General features: G+C 39.8%; 15 protein-coding genes. 9 read left to right on the plus strand and 6 right to left on the minus strand.

Annotation, left to right across the window (positions count from 1 at the left end; all coding sequences use genetic code 11):
* Positions 1 to 7 precede the first annotated feature (7 nt).
* Positions 8 to 880 (minus strand): zinc ABC transporter substrate-binding protein, encoded by an 873-nt coding sequence (locus IPJ16_15285; GenBank protein MBK7628536.1) that lies wholly within the window; start codon positions 878 to 880, stop codon positions 8 to 10.
* 125 nt (positions 881 to 1,005) lie between these two features.
* Between IPJ16_15285 and IPJ16_15290 the strand changes: the two genes are divergently transcribed.
* The 3 genes from IPJ16_15290 to IPJ16_15300 are packed head-to-tail and all read left to right on the plus strand — an operon-like array spanning position 1,006 to position 4,873.
* Positions 1,006 to 1,497 (plus strand): hypothetical protein, encoded by a 492-nt coding sequence (locus IPJ16_15290; GenBank protein MBK7628537.1) that lies wholly within the window; start codon positions 1,006 to 1,008, stop codon positions 1,495 to 1,497.
* 14 nt (positions 1,498 to 1,511) lie between these two features.
* A complete protein-coding gene (locus IPJ16_15295) occupies positions 1,512 to 3,131 on the plus strand; it encodes a peptidase (GenBank protein MBK7628538.1) in 1,620 nt (539 codons plus the stop codon).
* Positions 3,132 to 3,151: 20 nt separating this feature from the next.
* Positions 3,152 to 4,873, plus strand: coding sequence for a peptidase M14 (locus tag IPJ16_15300; GenBank protein MBK7628539.1), 1,722 nt, complete (start codon positions 3,152 to 3,154; stop codon positions 4,871 to 4,873).
* Positions 4,874 to 4,960: 87 nt separating this feature from the next.
* On the opposite strand, the gene IPJ16_15305 is transcribed toward IPJ16_15300, so the two are convergent.
* Positions 4,961 to 5,668: a hypothetical protein gene (locus IPJ16_15305; protein MBK7628540.1), complete on the minus strand. Its 708-nt coding sequence runs from the start codon at positions 5,666 to 5,668 to the stop codon at positions 4,961 to 4,963.
* 147 nt (positions 5,669 to 5,815) lie between these two features.
* On the opposite strand from IPJ16_15305, the gene IPJ16_15310 reads away from it, so the two are divergent.
* The 3 genes from IPJ16_15310 to IPJ16_15320 are packed head-to-tail and all read left to right on the plus strand — an operon-like array spanning position 5,816 to position 9,682.
* Positions 5,816 to 7,228, plus strand: a complete 1,413-nt coding sequence (locus IPJ16_15310) for a HAMP domain-containing histidine kinase (protein MBK7628541.1) — start codon at positions 5,816 to 5,818, stop codon at positions 7,226 to 7,228.
* Positions 7,218 to 8,957 carry a discoidin domain-containing protein gene (locus IPJ16_15315; GenBank protein MBK7628542.1) on the plus strand — a complete coding sequence of 580 codons (1,740 nt, stop codon included), beginning with the start codon at positions 7,218 to 7,220 and terminating at the stop codon, positions 8,955 to 8,957. The genes IPJ16_15310 and IPJ16_15315 overlap by 11 nt, the downstream gene beginning before the upstream one ends.
* A gap of 44 nt (positions 8,958 to 9,001) precedes the next feature.
* Positions 9,002 to 9,682, plus strand: a complete 681-nt coding sequence (locus IPJ16_15320; GenBank protein MBK7628543.1) for a response regulator transcription factor — start codon at positions 9,002 to 9,004, stop codon at positions 9,680 to 9,682.
* A 134-nt stretch (positions 9,683 to 9,816) separates the two neighbouring features.
* On the opposite strand, the gene IPJ16_15325 is transcribed toward IPJ16_15320, so the two are convergent.
* From IPJ16_15325 to IPJ16_15335, 3 genes are all read right to left on the minus strand, one after another.
* Positions 9,817 to 10,923 (minus strand): AhpC/TSA family protein, encoded by a 1,107-nt coding sequence (locus IPJ16_15325; protein MBK7628544.1) that lies wholly within the window; start codon positions 10,921 to 10,923, stop codon positions 9,817 to 9,819.
* A 76-nt stretch (positions 10,924 to 10,999) separates the two neighbouring features.
* The gene (gene meaB / locus IPJ16_15330) at positions 11,000 to 12,091 is read right to left on the minus strand and encodes a methylmalonyl Co-A mutase-associated GTPase MeaB (GenBank protein MBK7628545.1); all 1,092 of its coding nucleotides are present in this window, start codon (positions 12,089 to 12,091) and stop codon (positions 11,000 to 11,002) included.
* Positions 12,063 to 13,163, minus strand: a complete 1,101-nt coding sequence (locus IPJ16_15335) for a DUF1573 domain-containing protein (protein MBK7628546.1) — start codon at positions 13,161 to 13,163, stop codon at positions 12,063 to 12,065. Before IPJ16_15335 ends, meaB begins: the two co-directional genes overlap by 29 nt.
* 286 nt (positions 13,164 to 13,449) lie before the next feature.
* Between IPJ16_15335 and IPJ16_15340 the strand changes: the two genes are divergently transcribed.
* The gene (locus IPJ16_15340; protein MBK7628547.1) at positions 13,450 to 16,722 is read left to right on the plus strand and encodes a hypothetical protein; all 3,273 of its coding nucleotides are present in this window, start codon (positions 13,450 to 13,452) and stop codon (positions 16,720 to 16,722) included.
* Positions 16,723 to 16,927: 205 nt separating this feature from the next.
* Positions 16,928 to 17,095 (plus strand): 4Fe-4S binding protein, encoded by a 168-nt coding sequence (locus IPJ16_15345; GenBank protein ID MBK7628548.1) that lies wholly within the window; start codon positions 16,928 to 16,930, stop codon positions 17,093 to 17,095.
* 52 nt (positions 17,096 to 17,147) lie between these two features.
* On the opposite strand, the gene IPJ16_15350 is transcribed toward IPJ16_15345, so the two are convergent.
* Positions 17,148 to 18,167 carry a hypothetical protein gene (locus IPJ16_15350; protein ID MBK7628549.1) on the minus strand — a complete coding sequence of 340 codons (1,020 nt, stop codon included), beginning with the start codon at positions 18,165 to 18,167 and terminating at the stop codon, positions 17,148 to 17,150.
* 144 nt (positions 18,168 to 18,311) lie between these two features.
* On the opposite strand from IPJ16_15350, the gene IPJ16_15355 reads away from it, so the two are divergent.
* Positions 18,312 to 19,010 (plus strand): PorT family protein, encoded by a 699-nt coding sequence (locus IPJ16_15355; GenBank protein ID MBK7628550.1) that lies wholly within the window; start codon positions 18,312 to 18,314, stop codon positions 19,008 to 19,010.
* Position 19,011 lies beyond the last annotated feature (1 nt).

The following is a 19,011-nucleotide window of genomic DNA, read 5'->3' on the forward strand; positions in this document are numbered from 1 at the left end:
CTTTAGTTTAATTTGAATTTTCAATCATGCTCTTATACAGAGCATCAATAATCTCAATAGTTGAAGTGTCCCAATCTGCTGATAATGGATCAATAACTATCAGTTTTGCACCTATTTCATCAGCAATAGCCCTTGCATTTTTAGTATCGTACTCCTTCTGAATAAAGATTGTTTTCAGGTTATCCCTCCTTGCAAGATCAATAAGCTCCCGCAAACGTGACGGAGAAGGTTCTTTGCCTTCATACTCAACGGAAATTTCAGTAAGTGCATAATCTCTGGCAAGATAAGCGAGATTCGGATGGTAAATCATTATTGATTTTTGGTTAACAGATCCGAAAAGCTCTTTTGCTTTAATATCAATAGCCTGAATTTTCAAAAGAAGAGTCTGATAATTTGTTTCATACTTAACACTTTCAGAAGGATTAAGTTGTGATAGAAAATCCTTAACATCTCTGGCCATAACTGAAGCGCACTGAGGAGAAACCCAGTAATGAGGATCAGCTCCTTCAACATGCTCTCCCTCGTGATGGTGCTCCCCTGTTATCGGAACAATATTGGTTCCGAGGGAAAGTTTCTTCATCGTCCTGTTGGACTCATAAAAACGATCGAGCCAGTTCATTTCAAATCCCAAATAACCATTACTGATATATCCTACTGACTTTCTCAGATTGTTTATCTGTTCGGGAAAGGGTTCATAAATATGAGGATCCGAACCTGCAGGAACCATAACATTAACTGCAAAATCTTTACCTGCTATTGCTTCAATGAAATATTTAAAAGGTGCTATACTTACGGTTATGATCCTTTCATTCCCATTTTTGCTTTGCCTCCCGCATGAAGCAATCAGAATTATTATCAGGAAAAAGAATATTTTTCTCATCAAGGAGTCATGTCTGTTTTGGCTACAAATTTAACATATAACAGAACAAATGGTTTAAGTGTTGTAAATAAAATAATATAAGCTATTTTTGAGATCGTTTAAACAGAAAACCCATTTTCTGACGGATGAAGAATAAAGGTGAGATACTTGCATCGGTATTAAAGAATTTCAGGGATTGTTATTTCTTCCTCCATAACACCAAAGAATTCAGCGTTGTTGAAAGCATAATGAACGAGGGTTTCGTCTTTGAAAGTCAGCTACCCCACTCTTCCGACCGGGTTAATCCCAATGAACCTATAGAAGTTACGTATTTTCTATTCCAGCGGAAAGACTACGGATCATATACAATAATCATAGCCATCCCGAAAACAACTTATGAGGCTTACTTAGCCGCATCTAATAAGGATGACATTGGTATTGAAGAGGTTCTCACAATAACTGATCCATACTTCGGAGACAATGACGAGCTTATATATACCGTCTCACCAAAACACATTCTGGGGTATTTCAATATCAAAACTGCTGAATTCTACCAAAACAGAAACTGGGATCCATTCTTCAATAACTGCAATTTCAGATCTCCTTCAGCTAAACCTCACAAACCAGGCAAAATTTAATACAAATCTCATATATGATGAAAAGAGACTTCAGACTATTACTAATACCAATAGCCTTATGCGTTGGTATTATGCAACTTAATGCACAGACACAATACAGTAATTATAAAACAATGTCGCAGAAGATTGAAGCCATGGCGAGGGAATACCCTTCTCTGTGCTCGGTAAAATCTGTGGTAAAAACCTCAGGTGGCAAAGAGATCTGGGTTGTGACTATCGGTACAGGCGACAAGGATAATAAACCGGCAATCGCTGTAGTGGGAGGAGCCGATGGCAACCATATTCTTGGAAAAGAGCTGGCTCTCGGATTTGCAGGTTCTCTTTTAAAAGACGCTGCCACTTCTGAAATTAAGGCTCTCCTTGAAAAAATATCTTTCTATATATTCCCCGATGTCAGCCCCGATGCAACTGAACAGTATTTCTCGGAAATAAAATATGAAAGGTCCGTTAATTCAAGGCCAACCGACGATGATAAAGATTTTTCAACTGATGAAGATCCTTACGAAGACCTTAATAAAGATGGACTTATAACTCTCATTCGTGTTAAAGATCCTTCAGGAAAATTTATCGAGAGCGATGAAGATAAAAGGATAATGGCCGAAGCAGATCTATCCAAAGGGCAAAAAGGAAGTTATTTGCTTTTTACAGAAGGTACCGATAATGATAAAGATGACAAATTTAATGAGGATGGCCCCGGCGGTACTAACTTCAACAGGAATTTCACATTCAACTATGAGGAATTCGGTTTAAATGCCGGACTATATCCGATGTCGGAACCTGAGACAAAAGCAGTTGCTGACTTCTTATTCGGCAAATTCAACGTTTTTGCTGTTTTTACCTTTGGTCTGCAGGATAATCTCGGACAACCAATGAAGTCAGCCGACAGACCCAATGCTGACAGAAGAATTACAGCAATAATGAAAAGTGACGAAATAATTAACAAACTTGTTTCCGACAAATATCATGAGATAACCGGTGCTAAGGGAGCCCCGGTAGTAAAGCCAATGCCGGGCAATTTTCTCGAATGGGCATATTATCATTACGGCAGATATAGTTTTGGTACTCCCGCTTGGTGGTTTCCATCAGAAAAAGGTAAAAATCAGGAGGCTGCATTTTTAAAATTTGCTGAGAAGAACAGGATAAGGGACGTATTTGTTCCATGGACACCAATCGATCATCCTGATTACCCCGGAAAGGCAGCAGAAGCAGGGGGGATAAAACCATTTGCAATGGTCAATCCGCCGGCAGATACACTGGATGCACTCATAAACAAGAACTATAAATTCCTTACCACTGTTGCATCAATGCACCCTGAGCTGGAATTCCTCGATATCCGCACTGAAAACGCCGGAGAGAATATTTTCAGGCTGACCCTGAAAGTCCATAATAAAGGTATCTTTTCCACATGTGCTGAGATCGGTAATATAAACACTTTCACCAGAATAATGCGTCTGTCACTCGAGCCCGCAAAAGGCCAATCTTTAATTAGCGGAGTAAAAGTACAGAGGATAAACAGGCTTGAGGGTGATGCCTCTTCCGAATTCAGCTGGCTGATAAGCGGCAAAGGGAGTGTTAAAGTCACTGCCGGAGCTCTTAACACCGGAACCATCAGCTCAACAATAGAACTTAAGTAACACATCTGAAAAACAAGATCATGAAAAAGATATTTTCAATAACAATAATCGCTTTTGCCATTCAGCTAATTACCTCATCTCTGAATGCACAGAATGATGAAATGTTCTTCAGGGCGGCGGGTACACCTCAGAATCCTAAAGTACAGGTCTCATGGAACAAGTATAACACCTACAAGGGAGTGGCAGATATCTGCACACGTCTTGCTAAGGCATATCCCGATCTTGTTACAATGGAATCAGCAGGAAAATCATACCAGGGAAGAGATATTATTGTTCTGACAATCTCCGATAAAAAGGTTCAGAGTCCCGATCTCAAACCCGGTTTCTGGATCGATGGCAATATACATTCAATTGAAATACAGGGAACTGAAATGGCCCTTTATACAGCCTGGTATCTGTGTGAAATGTATAACGATAATGCCTTTATAAATCAATTACTTAAGGATAAAACCTTCTATATAGCTCCTACAATAAACCCTGACGCAAGAGACTACTTTACACTTGTTGGCATGCCTCCCAGGTCGGGACTGATGCCCTATGACAGTGACCGTGATGGTCTTTTCGATGAAGATGGCTATGATGACCTGAATAACGATAAGAACATCAGTCAGATGAGAAGAAAGAACCCTAATGGAATGTTTAAAACTGATCCGGCCGATCCCCGCAGAATGATACGTGTTGAACCCGGAGAGAAAGGGGAATTTGAAGTTCTTGGTTCTGAGGGCATTGATAATGACGGTGATGGATTAGTCAATGAGGATGGCATTGGCGGGTATGACGGAAACCGCGACTGGGGTTTCAACTGGGAGCCAAACTATATACAGGGAGGAGCTGACAAGTATCCTTTTGCCCAGCCTGAAAATCAGGCAGTAAGAGACTTCATGCTTAAGCACAGGAATATTACCGGGTCACAGTCGTTTCACAATTCAGGAGGCATGATACTCAGAGGTCCGTCAATTCAGGGAGGAGGGGCAGAAGCCTACAGCCGTGCCGATGATGCAGTAATTGATGCAATCGGAAAGAAAGGGGAACTTATGATAGCAGGGTATAAACTTGTGACTATATGGAAAGATATGTACACCGTATGGGGAGGAGAACTCGACTGGGCACATGGTGCAATGGGATATTTTGTTTTTTCAAATGAATTATGGCACCCGTACCTTATGTTCTACGACACTACAAAAACCGATTCATATGAATTTGACAGGCTGTTACTGTTTGAAGATTCTTTTATCCCATGGCAGAAAATCAATCATCCAGTATACGGAGAAGTAGAAGTTGGAGGATTCAGCAAAAACTTCGGGAGACTGCATCCCGGATTTCTTCTTGAGACCGATGCTCACCGCAATGCAGCCTTTTGCATTTATAATGCGTATCAGTCACCAAAACTTGAAATATCTGATATAAAGGTAAAGAAACTTCCGGGCGGATTACAGGAGGTGAGTGCAACTGTTGAAAACAAGAGGATGATTCCGACACATTCAGCCAGTAACCTGAAATTTAAAATTGATCCGCCTGACTATATTTATCTTGACGGAGGCAAAGTTATAGCCGGTATGTTTGTTGAGAATAAAGACCTTAGTATCAACAGGGAGCAGAAGAAGAATCCGCAAAGGCTCGAAGTACCAAATATTGGAGGCTATCAGCGTATTGACGTAAAATGGATTGTTAGTGACGGAAGCAAATTCACAATTCGTGCCGAAAGTGTTAAAGGAGGAAGAGCTGTTGCTCAACCAGAATAACAAGATTATCTCGCTAAGACGCTAAGACGCAGAGTTTAAACTTTGCGCCTCTGCGCCTTTGCGAGATAATTATCAAAGGAATGAAAACTAATTTGTCTGAAGTGAAATTCTGAAATAACCGGTTGCTTTAGTTGAGCTGATCTGGAACTTCCATTCACCTGCCTTATCTTTATTCTCAGTTTCACTAATTGAAAATGACTTTCTCCAGTTCAGATTGCCAAATTCATCGATCAGAATTTCCGAATAGCTCTTTCCGTTCGGCATTATGATCTTAATACGGATCTCTCCTGCTTTGCAATCACCATTAACAGACATTGAAACAGACTTGGCGGTCTTTTCAACATCGAAAGTATAATCCTTCGAGAAGGTACTTTCTTTAACAGACTTTGAAAAGTCCCAGGTAGTTCTTTCCGTGTCACTGAATGAGTGACCGAAAAAGGCATAATCACTGCCTGAACCTCCAATAATGAAGGGATCATCTATACCGAAGGACCTGCCGCCTCTCGGAGTATAGACTCGTACTGAGCTTCCGGCTTTTCCCTCAGTTTCAACCTTCACCTGAAGATCTTTCATCAAGTCTTCCATCTCTTCCTGCTTCTGTTTCAGGATATCTTCTGACTCAGCCTGAGCAGCTTTCTGGTCGATCATCGCTTTTTTCTGCTCCTCGATCATCTGCTGTAGTTTCATCTCCTTCTCCAGCTCTGCCTTTGTCTTCTCCTGGGCAACTGCCTGCTGAATAAAAGAACCGGCTGAGAGAATTATTACTGCTATTAAAAATACTTTAAACTTTTTCATGACTGCCTCTTGTTAGTTAGATGATGTAAAGATACAGCCGAGGATCATGTTATTTTGTTAACACCAGGTTAATGCCGGGTTAATGTTTCGGGTAACTGCAAGTTGTGTCGATAAAATGAATAATTTTGAAGGGCATATATAAATATTATGAAAAAAAGAAATTCCGTTCTTATCGCAGGCATAGTCTCAATATTAATTCTTGTTTCCGTTCAGGTTTATATAGTAATAGGGATATGGAATCAGAAGAATGAGATGTTCAATCTTCGTTACAGGACCTTCTCCCAGGATGCTTTATCCAGTATGTCGAGACGCATGAGTACTGATGGATTTGATACTGCCCGTAATCTTATCAACTGGTATTCAGTACAATCAATAAAAGATCTGGCTGGAATTAAAGATGATTCAGCAATAGTATTGAAGAAGAAAGAGGTATACGAATTTGTGTCTAAGATCTTAATAAAGGAAGAGGATCTTTCAGCTTATTTATCAAACTATTTTGAAAGAGCAGGTATCGACAAAAATTTTAATTTTAAGATCATCATCAACCGTTTTGAGCTGATTAATCAGGAGACTATTATACCCATTTACACAAGTGAAGAATTTGCCAGCAGAAGAGTTCCCAGGGTTGCTGGAGGGCCACCTCCTGTGAACAGGAGACCCACATCAGAAATCCTTGTTAAGGGCGACCGTTCCGAGACCGATTACTACAGGCTTGATTTTGAATGCTATATCGATTTCTCAGAGAAGCAGAAGACAATTATGAAAGAGACTTCTTCATCATTGGGATTGAGCACTCTAAGCATAATTCTGGTTGGAATAATGTTTATGATAACCTATAGAAACCTTGCTGAGGAAAAGAGGCTTTCAAATCTTAAAACTGACTTCATAAACAACATGACGCATGAATTAAAAACTCCCTTATCTACAATCACGGTCGCCGGCAAAACTCTTCAGATGCCTCAGATAAGAACCAATGAAGAGAAGATACTCGAAACAGCAAAACTGATTGGCAAACAGAGTCTCCATCTCAATCAGCTCATAAACATGATTCTTGAGATCAGCATGTGGGAAAGAACTCAATTCCAGCTCGATAAAAAAACAGTTGATATTGAGGATCTTATGAGTGAAGTTGTTTTCAGTTTCAAATCAGGAGGAGGGAACGGAGCCACAATATCAGAGAAGTACAACTTCAACGGAAGAAAACTCGACCTCGATGTTGTTTACTTCACAACTCTTATCAATAACCTACTTTCAAACGCAGTTAAGTATTCTGATAAGGTTCCTGTTATCGAAATTGAGGGGAATTCAACAGAAGAAAATGTATCTATAAGTATTTCTGATAACGGAATTGGAATTGGAAAGAATGACCAGAAACATATCTTCGATAAATTTTACAGAGCTTCCACCGGGAATATCCACAAATTCAAAGGTCTTGGTCTCGGACTCTATTATGTCAAGAAGATCGCTGAAGCCCATGGCGGTGACGTAAGCGTAAGCAGCAAACCTGGAAAAGGAAGTACTTTTACCTTAACCTTACCGAATATTCATGATGAGGTTTAAAATATTTATTGTAACCGGATTGCTGGTCTTATCAGGTGCAAAGTCGGTTGCCCAAAAAACATACTGTAATCCAATAAATCTTGATTACGGCTATTGCCCAATCCCGAATTTTACAGAGAACGGAAAACACAGGGCCACAGCTGATCCTGTAATCGTACTTTATAAAGGAGACTATTACCTGTTCTCTACAAATCAATGGGGTTACTGGTGGAGCAATGATCTTAACCACTGGAATTTCGTGTCAAGGTCGTTCCTCAAACCATATCATAAAGTCTACGATGACCTCTGTGCACCTGCAGTGTGGGTTCAGGGTGACACTCTTCTAGCATTCGGATCGACCTACTCTAAAAATTTTCCCATTTGGATGAGTACCGATCCTAAAGCCAACAAATGGAAAGAAGCAGTCGATTCATTTGATATCGGCGGTTGGGATCCCGACTTTTTCACCGATTCAAATGGCAGGCTTTACATGTATAATGGCAGCAGCAATTCTTACCCTTTATACGGAATTGAAATAAACAGAAAAACTCTGAGTCCCATTGGAGCAAGAAAAGAACTGCTTCTGCTGAACGACGAACGTTTTGGCTGGCAGAGATTCGGGGAATATGCCGATAATACATTTCTCAATCCTTTCATTGAAGGCGCATGGATGACAAAATACAAGGACAAATATTATCTTCAGTATGGAGCTCCGGGCACTGAATTCAGCGGCTATGCCGACGGAGTTGCAGTATCTGATCAGCCCCTTGGCGGATTTATTCACCAGTCGTTACCTTTATCTTATAAACCGGGCGGATTTGCAAGAGGTGCAGGACACGGAGCAACATTCCAGGATAAGTGGGATAATTACTGGCATGTGAGTACAATTTCAATATCAGTTAAAAACAGCTTTGAAAGAAGACTGGGTTTATGGCCAGCTGGTTTCGACAAGGATAATGTAATGTACTGCAATACTGCCTTTGGTGACTATCCGCACTATCTTCCCGACAGTAATACTGACCATCTGAAAAGCCGGTTCACCGGATGGATGCTGCTGAACTTCAACAAACCTGTTCAGGTCTCTTCTTCGCTTGCCGGTTATCAGGCAAACAATGCAGTTGACGAGGATATAAGAACCTATTGGTCTGCCTCAACAGGGAATACCGGAGAGTGGATTTCAAGTGATCTTGGAGCAATTTCTGAAATAAGAGCTGTACAGATTAATTATGCTGATCAGTATGCAGAACTTATGGGCAAGCAGACAAACATTTACCACCAGTATAAACTCTATTATTCAGCTGACGGGAAAAAGTGGACACTGCTTACAGATAAGAGTAAAAACAATACTGATGTCCCGCATGATTACATTGAGTTAGCTAATCCCGTCAAAGCACGTTACATTAAACTTGAAAACATACATGTTCCAACAGGGAAATTTGCAATTAGCGGACTGCGGGTGTTTGGAAAGGGATCAGGAGATAAACCGGGCACTGTTAATAATTTCACAGTACTGAGAACGGAGACAGATAAGCGCAGTGCCTGGCTGAAATGGAAGGCTGTTGATGATGCCTACGCATATAACATTTACATTGGTATAGCTCCGGATAAACTATACAACTGTATTATGGTTTATGGCTCAACTGAGTATTGGCTTAAATCGATGGATAAAGAGGAAACTTATTATTTCAGAATTGAAGCCATTAATGAGAACGGATTATCACAATTATCTGATATATTTAAATCTGAATAGTAGTATCTTTACTGTAACAATATAAAATTAATAATATTCGTGATATGAAAGTTTTATTAGCTGAAGACGACAGGGATTTTGGGAATATATTGAGCCAGTATGTCTCCATCAGCGGATTTGATGTAACTCTTGGCCGCGACGGTAAGGAGGCCTGGGAGCTGTTTAACCAGGGTAAGTATGATATCTGTGTTTTTGATGTTATGATGCCTGAGATGGACGGTTTCACCCTGGCTGAAAAAGTAAAAGAGGCACAGCCATCTATTCCCATAATATTTCTGACTGCAAAAAGCCTTAAGGAAGATATTGTACGCGGACTAAAAATCGGAGCAGACGACTACATAACAAAACCATTTGATCCTGAAGTACTTATCCTCAGAATAAACAACATTCTGAAACGGGCTTACTCCTCATCTAACGACGAATATAAAGTATCTGACACTGTCCTCAACTACAACTCTCTAGAACTGACCAGCGGAGGTGCAAAAGAAAAACTTACCCTAAAAGAGGCTCAGCTGCTAAAGTATTTTATCATTAACAAGAACAAAGTACTTGCCCGCGAAGATATACTTACTGAGATCTGGGGAGAAGATGATTATTTCCTTGGAAGAAGCATGGATGTATTCATCAGCAGGCTAAGGAAATATGTCTCGGAAGATAAAAACATCGACATACGTACGGTACGGGGGACTGGGTTTATACTTGAAGAGATTACGAAGACGGAATAATGCTGGTGTGCAGTACGAGGTACGCGGTGCGAGGTAAGAAAATTAAAAAAAGGCTACTCATTTCTGAGGCAGCCTTTTATATTAAATATTTTCTTGTATCTCATGCCTGGCGCCTGATGCCTGGCGCCTGATGCCTATTTTTTAGCTCCAAGTACTTCATTAACCTTATTATACAGATCTTCACCTCTCAGGTTTCTACCGATAATTGTACCGGTTTCGTCGAGGAGGAAGTTGGCAGGAATAGCGTTTACAGCATACATTTTTGCAGCAGCATTACTCCAGTACTGAAGATCAGAAACATGTGTCCAGGTAAGTTTGTCGTCAGCTATAGCTTTAACCCAGTCTTCCTTTGACTGATCAAGAGAGACACCGAATACATCAAATCCTTTTTTGTTAAATTCAGCATATACTTTAACAACATTCGGGTTTTCCTGACGACATGGTCCGCACCATGCAGCCCAGAAATCAACAAGCAGAAGTTTCGCACCGATCTTCGAAGAAAGAGCAACAGGATTTCCGTTAACATCATCCATAATAAAGTCAGGGGCTTTCTGTCCGACTGCCACCGCTTTCATTATCTGAACCCTTTCTCTCAGTGCTTTCATCGCAGGAATTGCTGCCACTGCAGTATCCAATTCATTTATTGCTGCTTCGATTTCATTAGCTTCCATCTCATAAGCCAGACTCGACAGAATAGAAGGGGTTACATATGATTTTGGATTCTCCTTTACAAAATTCTTCTGAAGATTACCCATCTCAGTCTGAAGACTGTCAAGTTGTTTTTCTATTGCAGAAGCTTTAGCTGCATCGCCAGCCCTGTTAGCCTCCTGATACTGACCATATATTCCTGCGTAGGTATCACTCAGGGGCTTATTTGAATCTATAAATTTCTGGTATTCATCCTGTGTTTTGGAACCGGTTACCTTTGCCTTGAAAAGAGAATCAAGTGTTCCTGTAACACTTATTTCACTATTTTCAAGGTAGAATGATACTCTCTTTCTTGTTTCTCCTGCTGCAAGCTGAACCATCTGGGGGAAATCAATTTTTCCTGATTTTAGAGTGAATGAACCATTCTTCGAAACAGCGGAATCAATAGAAACCATTCTTCCGGCTTCTCTTTTCTGAAGATAGAAGGTAATAGTATCAGATCCATCAATTTTTCCCTTTACGGTATAATGAGGTTCAGAAGAACATGCTGCCATCAGAACCGCAGCCACAAAAAGATAAATTACTTTTTTCATAACAGGTTACTTTATTTTTATATATGATTAGATTTGAATTGATTGTGGCAAAGATATAAATTATTGCATATCCTCCTCACCTTTCGAAATATTTGTCAAGCAGCTTTACAGCAGCCTGATAAGATGTTATAGTGCCTGCACTCAGCTGACTTTCAATCTCTGCCTTAATTAGTTTTACTTCCTCGTTATTATAGAATGATGTCCTGAGATACTCAAGTATTGTTGTATGCATTCTTATTATATCCTGCTGTTTCCTGAAATCTTCAAAATAACCCGATTCGCGGGTCATTCTGACATATTCCATAATGATTTCCCAAAGCTCATTTATACCAGTGTTATTGCGGGCTGAACATGCAACTACATGAGGCTTCCATCCAGAAGGTTTGGGAGGAAAGAGATGTATTGCATTCTGGTATGTGACTTTTGCACCCTCAGCTATAAGCTGATTTGATCCGTCAGCTTTGGTAATGGCAACCAGATCAGCCAGTTCCATAATACCCCGTTTCATTCCCTGAAGTTCATCGCCTGCTCCGGCCAGCATGAGCAGCAGGAAAAAATCAACCATCGAATGAACTTCTGTCTCCGACTGCCCTACTCCTACTGTCTCGACAAGTATCGTATCGAAACCTGCCGCCTCACACAGTATAATTGTCTCCCTTGTTTTACGGGCAACACCTCCCAGAGTACCTGCAGCGGGTGAAGGGCGGATATATGCAAATGGGTGTATGCTTAGTTTTTCCATTCTTGTCTTGTCGCCAAGAATACTCCCTTTTGTTTGTTCACTGCTCGGATCAATGGTGAGAACTGCAAGTTTTCTTCCAAGACCTGTGAGTAGTAATCCGAATGTTTCAATAAATGTGCTTTTCCCGGCTCCGGGAACTCCTGTTATGCCTATTCTGAGTGATTTTGAACTATATGGCAGACACTTCTCTATAATAAGTTGTGCAGTTTTGTAGTGATCCGGGAGTGAACTTTCAAGCATTGTAATTGCCTGACTGAGAATAGTAATGTTTCCGGCAATAATACCGGAAACATACTCATCGACAGAATATTTTTTACGATGTTTCTTTCTCCTTTCGGAAAAAACTTCGGGATTTATATTTGGAGGCTGTGATATACCCTCCTGAATAATCAGTGCACTATTTCGGGACAGCCTGTTGTTCGACATCAGAATTAATCATGAGTACAACCTCAGAGTTTTTCGGGTCGTTAGTATAAACGTAGATAGCTTTCGTTACCTTTCCTGAATAACCTCCTGAGTTGAAGGTAGCTTTTATTGAGCTCGACTGGCCCGGCTTGATTCCAACACCCTGGGTCCCCTGCTGAACTGCAGTACAACCACAGGTAGATCTTACATGGCGGATAAATAAATCATTCTTACCTGTGTTCGTAAACTTGAATTCAACATCATTCTGAGTCGATCCTTTTATTTTACCAAGGTCAACAGCATTAGTTTCAAGCTTGAAAACCGGAGCACTAAGCATTTGCTCTTTAGTCATTGAGGAGAAATCCTCAACAAGGTTAGCAGAAATATAGAAATAAACGTTTTCCTGAACCACGCCATTTAGTTTTACCTTAACCATATCGCTGACATTACCCCAGCCTGCATTTTTTGTAGCGTCGAAAGTTCCTTCTATAAGTCCTTTCTGCCCTGGCTTTAGGGTTTCAGGAGTCGCTTTAATTGTAAGATGAGCAGGAATCTGATCAAATTCAATTTTAACCGGTACTTCTGAAGGATTTATAACCGGCAATACCCTTATTTTTTTCTCTGTTTTCTTTACGTTTGTAAATGCGAGTTGCGGACTCTCGAATCTCACTCCTCCAACAGGGAAAGTAAATAATTCTTCAACCGTCTTTTCGCGGGGAGTAACCTCACCTTTTATTGTGATAACACTAACCTCGGGTTGGGTATTTGTATAAACAGATAAGGTTTTATTAAACTGGCCCGGACGGTCTTTAGGATCATAAATTGCAGTCAGTTTTCCTGTACCTCCTGCCGGAATAGGCTGACGTGTCCATTCAGGAGTAGTACAGCCGCATGAAGCCACCACATTCTTAATTACAAGCGGCTGAGAGCCGGTATTTGTAAGGATAAAATCATATTTCTGAGGTCCGGCTTCTTCTTTAAAAACACCGAAATCATGTTGATTTTCAGATAACTTCATTGTTGTTACTGCAATCTGAGCTCCTGAACTCAATGAGATCATAAACAGAGTTGCGATAAATAAAACCTTTTTCATATCGATTGAAATTTTATATTGTTTGTAATAATCTTCTCTCCTTAAAATATAGTTATTATGATAAGGCCAGATTACTCTTTATAACAAAGATAATACTGGTTTGGTTGCATCTGATACTTCAAAAATCGGGCCGAACCAATATCTTTGCAAACACATGCAAAAATAATAAAGTTTAATGTTTTTGAATAGTTTAAAACAGAATATCATTAGTTTTGCTGACTGAACAGGACTATTTGGAACAATATTTGTTGATTTATTATCCTGTTTATCTGAATAGGTTTATAAAATGAAGCTCATCAAAAGACTGATATTCACCGCCATAGCGAGTGCATTTTTTTTAAATGCAGGTGCTCAGTTTTATAATGGGCATCAGATGAATTTCGGAAAAAACAAGGTTCAGTATTACGATTATTACTGGTCGTACTACCGTTTCGACGATTTTGACTGCTACTTTAACGAATATGGCCGCGATCTTGCTCAGTTCACTGCAGATTATGCAATGAAGAAACTTGCGGAGATCGAAGACTATTTCGATTACACTCTTGAAAAGAGAATCATTTTCCTCATTTATAACAAGAACGCCGAGTATAAGCAATCAAATGTGGGACTTGTAACTTTTGAAGAAGACAGTTATAATACCGGCGGATTCAGCAGGATAATAAAAAACAAGGTAATGCTCTACTACGAAGGCGATCATGTAGCTTACGAAAGACAGATCGCCGCCTCAATTACCGAGGTCATTATCAACGAGATGCTGTACAATGCTGATGTAAAGGACAGGGTGTCAAGTTCGTCTGTTATTTATATGCCAGACTGGTATATAAAAGGCCTCATCCGCTATGTCGCATACGGTTGGGATTACTCTGCAGAGAACAGGGTAAAGGATGGCTTCAAATCAGGAAAATACAAAAACATTAATCATCTGGAGTATGATGATGCACTCGATGCAGGATTATCATTCTGGAGATTTATCGGAAAGAAATACGGTGATGCTCTTATTCCCAATATAATTTATCTGACAAAGATTTATAAGAATATCGACGATGGATTTCTTTTCGTTATGGGACAGGATTTAAAGGATATTCTTAAAGAGTGGAAAGTATACTATAATGAAGAGTTTACAGGAGGCAGAGAGATCCCTGCAGACGATGAAAACACAATACGCAAATCGAGGAAAGAGCAGATCATTCAGCAGGTACGAGTTAGTCCGGGAAATGACTATATAGCCTATGTAACAAACGACTGGGGCAGGAAACGCGTCTGGCTCTATGACCAGGCAACAGGAAAACAAAAAATTATATTCAGAGCCGAACCAAAGTTCGAACAGGTAACTGATAATACATATCCGGTTATTGCATGGCACCCGAGCGGCAGAATTCTTACATTCATTTCTGACGAAAAGGCAGATCTTGTATTGTATTTCTACCGTGTAAACGATAAGACCACTGAAAAACGTAATCTGCTCTATTTTGATAAGGTACTTGATTTTTCATATTCCCCGGAAGGTTCGAGACTTGCTTTTTCTGCTGTAAAGGATGGGATAACAGATATTTACATTCACACAATTGCTTCAGGTACAAACGAGCAGATAACACGCGATGTTGCGGATGATCTTAACCCTTCATTCCTTAAGGGGGAAAACGATAAGATCATTTTCTCCTCAAACCGCGTCTCAGATACGCTTAGGAACAACGCCGATCCTTTTGAAAAATTGGCAGATAATTTTGACCTTTTTACCTACAGACTGAATTCAAAAAGCAACGTGCTTGACAGATTATCAGAAGGTAAGTATACCGACAGGTTTGAAGCTACAGGCATAACAAAAAATAAAATTGCATATATCGGTGACCAAAATGGTATTTACAACAGGTATATCGGAAATTTTGACAGTATTATCAGCTATATAGATACCACAACTCATTACAGACAATACATTAGCTCTCTGCCAGTTACCAACTATGACAGGAATATTATCAATCAGTCGGTAGTAAACGGATCGGACACATATGGTGAGCTGTTTTTCAACAATAGAAAATATGTTGTCAGAAAAGGTTTACTCAGTCAGTCAAAACAACTTAAAGCAACTGATCTTCAGAATACAGTATACAGGGAAGAAAGAACACAGATGCTGCATAAAGCTGACAGTATTGAGCAGCTGAGACAATGGCTTGTTGCTGAAGACAAGAAAAGGAGAGACACACTTACCAAACCATTGTATGAATATTACATTACAAATGAACCAATTGATATAAACCATTATATTTTTGAGAGGGAAAAACAGAATTATTACGACCAGCTCTGGCGAAAAGATTATATGGATATTGATCTGGATACCGGCCGGTTAAGACTGCCGCTTATCAGGATTTATGAGACGTCATTCTACAACAATTATATTGCAAATCAGGTCGATTTCAGTTTCCTTAATAACTCTTATCAGGTTTACAGCGGTGGTGCTCCATATTATAATCCGGGAGTTAATATTCTTACCAGGTTCGGGACATTAGATCTGTTTGAAAACTACAGAATTACGGGAGGATTCAGATTCTCGGGAAACTTCCAGAGTAATGAATATCTTCTCAGTGTTGAGAACCTGAAAGGAAAATTCGACAAACAACTTATCTTCCACAGGCAGTCATTCTTTAGCTACGATTCAATAGATTTCAAAAATATCTCTCAAAACGTATACCTAACCTATTCAAAGCCAATTACACCTGTGCTGGCGCTCAAAGCAACAGCTTCCTACAGGTTCGATCAGCATATTATTGTTGCATCAGATATTGCCACACTTAACAATAAAAACAGCTACCGGCACTGGGCAAGTCTGAAAGGTGAGATAATCTATGACAATACCCGCAAGAGAGCAGTTAATATTTACTTTGGAACCAGATTCAAGGTATTTGGTGAATACTATAAAGAGCTTACACAGAGGAAAACCGATATGTTTGTTGTTGGGGCTGATATCAGGAAATATATCCGGATACATCGCGAGCTGATCTGGGCTAACAGGTTTGCAGCCAGTAGTTCATTCGGTCCCACAAAACTAATATACTACCTCGGCGGAGTTGACAACTGGATGGGATATCTGTTCAATAAATACCCAATGTTCGACAGCTCAATTCCTGTAACACCAAATGTAAATTACGGATTTCAGGCACTGGCCACCAACATGAGAGGATTTACCCAGAACGTAAGGAATGGTAATAATTTTGCCCTCATTAACAGCGAGTTAAGATGGCCATTCATAAGATATTTTGCCGGACATCCGCTCCGGTCAAATTTCCTTAACAGTCTGCAGGTTGTTGGATTCGGCGATATAGGCACTGCCTGGTCAGGAAAGACACCATGGTCGGGGAATAACGGTTATGATATTGAGAAAATCAAAAATGGTCCGATTACTGTTACTCTCGACTCGAACAGAGAACCGGTTGTTGCAGGCTTCGGAGCAGGTGCAAGGGCACAGCTTTTCGGTTATTTTGTAAGGGCCGACTGGGCCTGGGGTATAGAAGACAGTTATATCCTTCCAAGAATATTTTACCTCTCTTTCAGTCTTGATTTCTAAAAACAAATCAGGAACTTACACAGAGAAACACAGAGAAGGCACAGAGAGACACAGAGAAATCCACTGATATATAACACCTTGCGCCTCTGGGTCTTTGCGAGAATTAAGAATATTATGATATATTTATCAGGTTTCTTTTTCAATTAAAAAAATAAAGGTAATTTTGTGAACATTATTGTAATTAACAAACCAAAAAATAATCGAAATGGCTTACAAAATTAATGATGATTGTACTGCTTGCGGAACATGCATCGATGAGTGTCCTGTTGAAGCAATATCAGAAGGCGATATCTATAAAATTGATGCTGATGTTTGCACCGACTGTGGTGCTTGCGCTGATGTTTGCCCCGTTGAGGCTATTCATCCTGCATAGTAACGCATATCCTAAGCAATAGAGAAGGGGCATGTCATGACATGCCCCTTTTTTATTGCGGATTGTATTTTGCTTTCTCGAGTATACTCTGTACGTCTGTATCTGTCATAAGCTCATCAAGCGTAACACCGCTTTTCATCATATATGACTCAACTATCCTGAAGCCAATCCATACAGCTGCCTTACCGGGCGACTCACTTGTAAAATAGCTTGTGAAAGGAGCTTCACCGGTGAGCTTGCGGATAATAAACTGATCTGTGTTAAACAACAGATCATTCTCAATAAGATACTCCCACATCTGACTTTCATTATTCCTGCAGAATTTCATCTGGTCAGGATTAAAGTCAAAGATCAGTTCATCTGATGTTTCAGGAAGCATGCACTTTTCGAAATACTTCAGTTTGCCCTGATGGATTATTTCACTCAAAACATTATCTGCCGGGTATTTCAAAAATGAAAAATCCCATTCCGAGGCGGCCCAGGCATACATACAGTCAGGAACAATATTATCAGGAGTCATTCTTGCTGCCAGATATTTATAGATCTCAAGCCGCGGGTAGTATTCACAGTCAGCACCAAGGTACCTGTCGAGACCAATTCCGAGTACAGAATCGCCTGTAATTATGCTATTATTAAACCCTGTGATACAGGTATAAACAGACGGAACGTGTTCTTTCGGAAAATAATAAAGGTAATGTTTGAATGCATCGTTGAGACCTATCTCTAAGTTACTGACATCAGGGAAAATCTTAGAAGTGAGTGAATAAATATCGTTATTCTGCTTGTCAGTGCAAAACCTTACTAGAAAATCGCCGAATCCTAAATCATTTATATTTCCGGTGTTTATAACATAACTGAACAGCTGAAGAAAGGTTCCGTATTTCTGCTTCAGATATGGAACCGTATCAATAATCTCCTCCGGATTAATATTGAACAGATCCTGCTCAAGTCTTTTAATCTGAATATCTGTCTTTATTGATGAAATATTAACCTTGTAGTGATTCTGTTTGCATGACGGTAATAATCCTATAGTAATTATTATCAGGACAAAAGCTGAAATCCGTATTCTCATTTTCATATCTGTTTAGCTTTCTCAAAAGTAAATAACTTTTCTGTTAATCGTTCTCTCTTAGGTAACGACACAATAAGTTCGCTTATTATTTGTTATTTTTACTGACTGAATTTTATTTGATTTATAATTAAATGATTCAATAACATGAGACTTACTAAAACATCCAACAGGCATATTAACAAGCTCTTACACATACTGCTTCTATTTATTATCCCTGGCATTATAAACGCTCAGCAAAAGATAAGTCTCGGCGTACATGCCGATCCGGTTATCGGATGGTTCGGCTCAGATATAAAAGAGACAAAGAATGATGGTGCACGACCAGGATTTAACTTCGGACTGACGTTCAATAAATATTTTACACCAAACTACTCCTTCTCAACAGGCATTAGCCTTCTAAACACCGGAGGAAGGCTGGTGAGCAGCGATACTGTGGTTATGGAGTTTACAAATTTTAAATCGACAGTTCTTCCGGGAAAATCAGTTATTTATAAGATCCAGTATGTGTCTGTTCCGATAGGACTGAAACTGCAAACCAATCAGATCGGGTACCTGACGTTTTTTACAGATCTCGGACTGGATCCAAAAGTTGTCGTGGGCGGAAAAGCTGATATTAATAGTCTAAATGTTTCAGGTGAAAAGGCAATTAATGAATTAAGGATTTTCAATCTGTCATATCACATTACTGCAGGTATAGAATACTCGTTAGGAGGTACCACAGCACTGGTAACAGGATTGGGCTTTGAAAATAATTTTCTTGATATTACAAAAGAGAACGGAGATCAGCTGAAGGATAAAGTTACACACAAACTACTCAGTTTCAGACTGGGAGTTAATTTTTAAC

It is taken from the genome of Bacteroidales bacterium, assembly GCA_016709865.1.
GTDB lineage: Bacteria > Bacteroidota > Bacteroidia > Bacteroidales > VadinHA17 > LD21.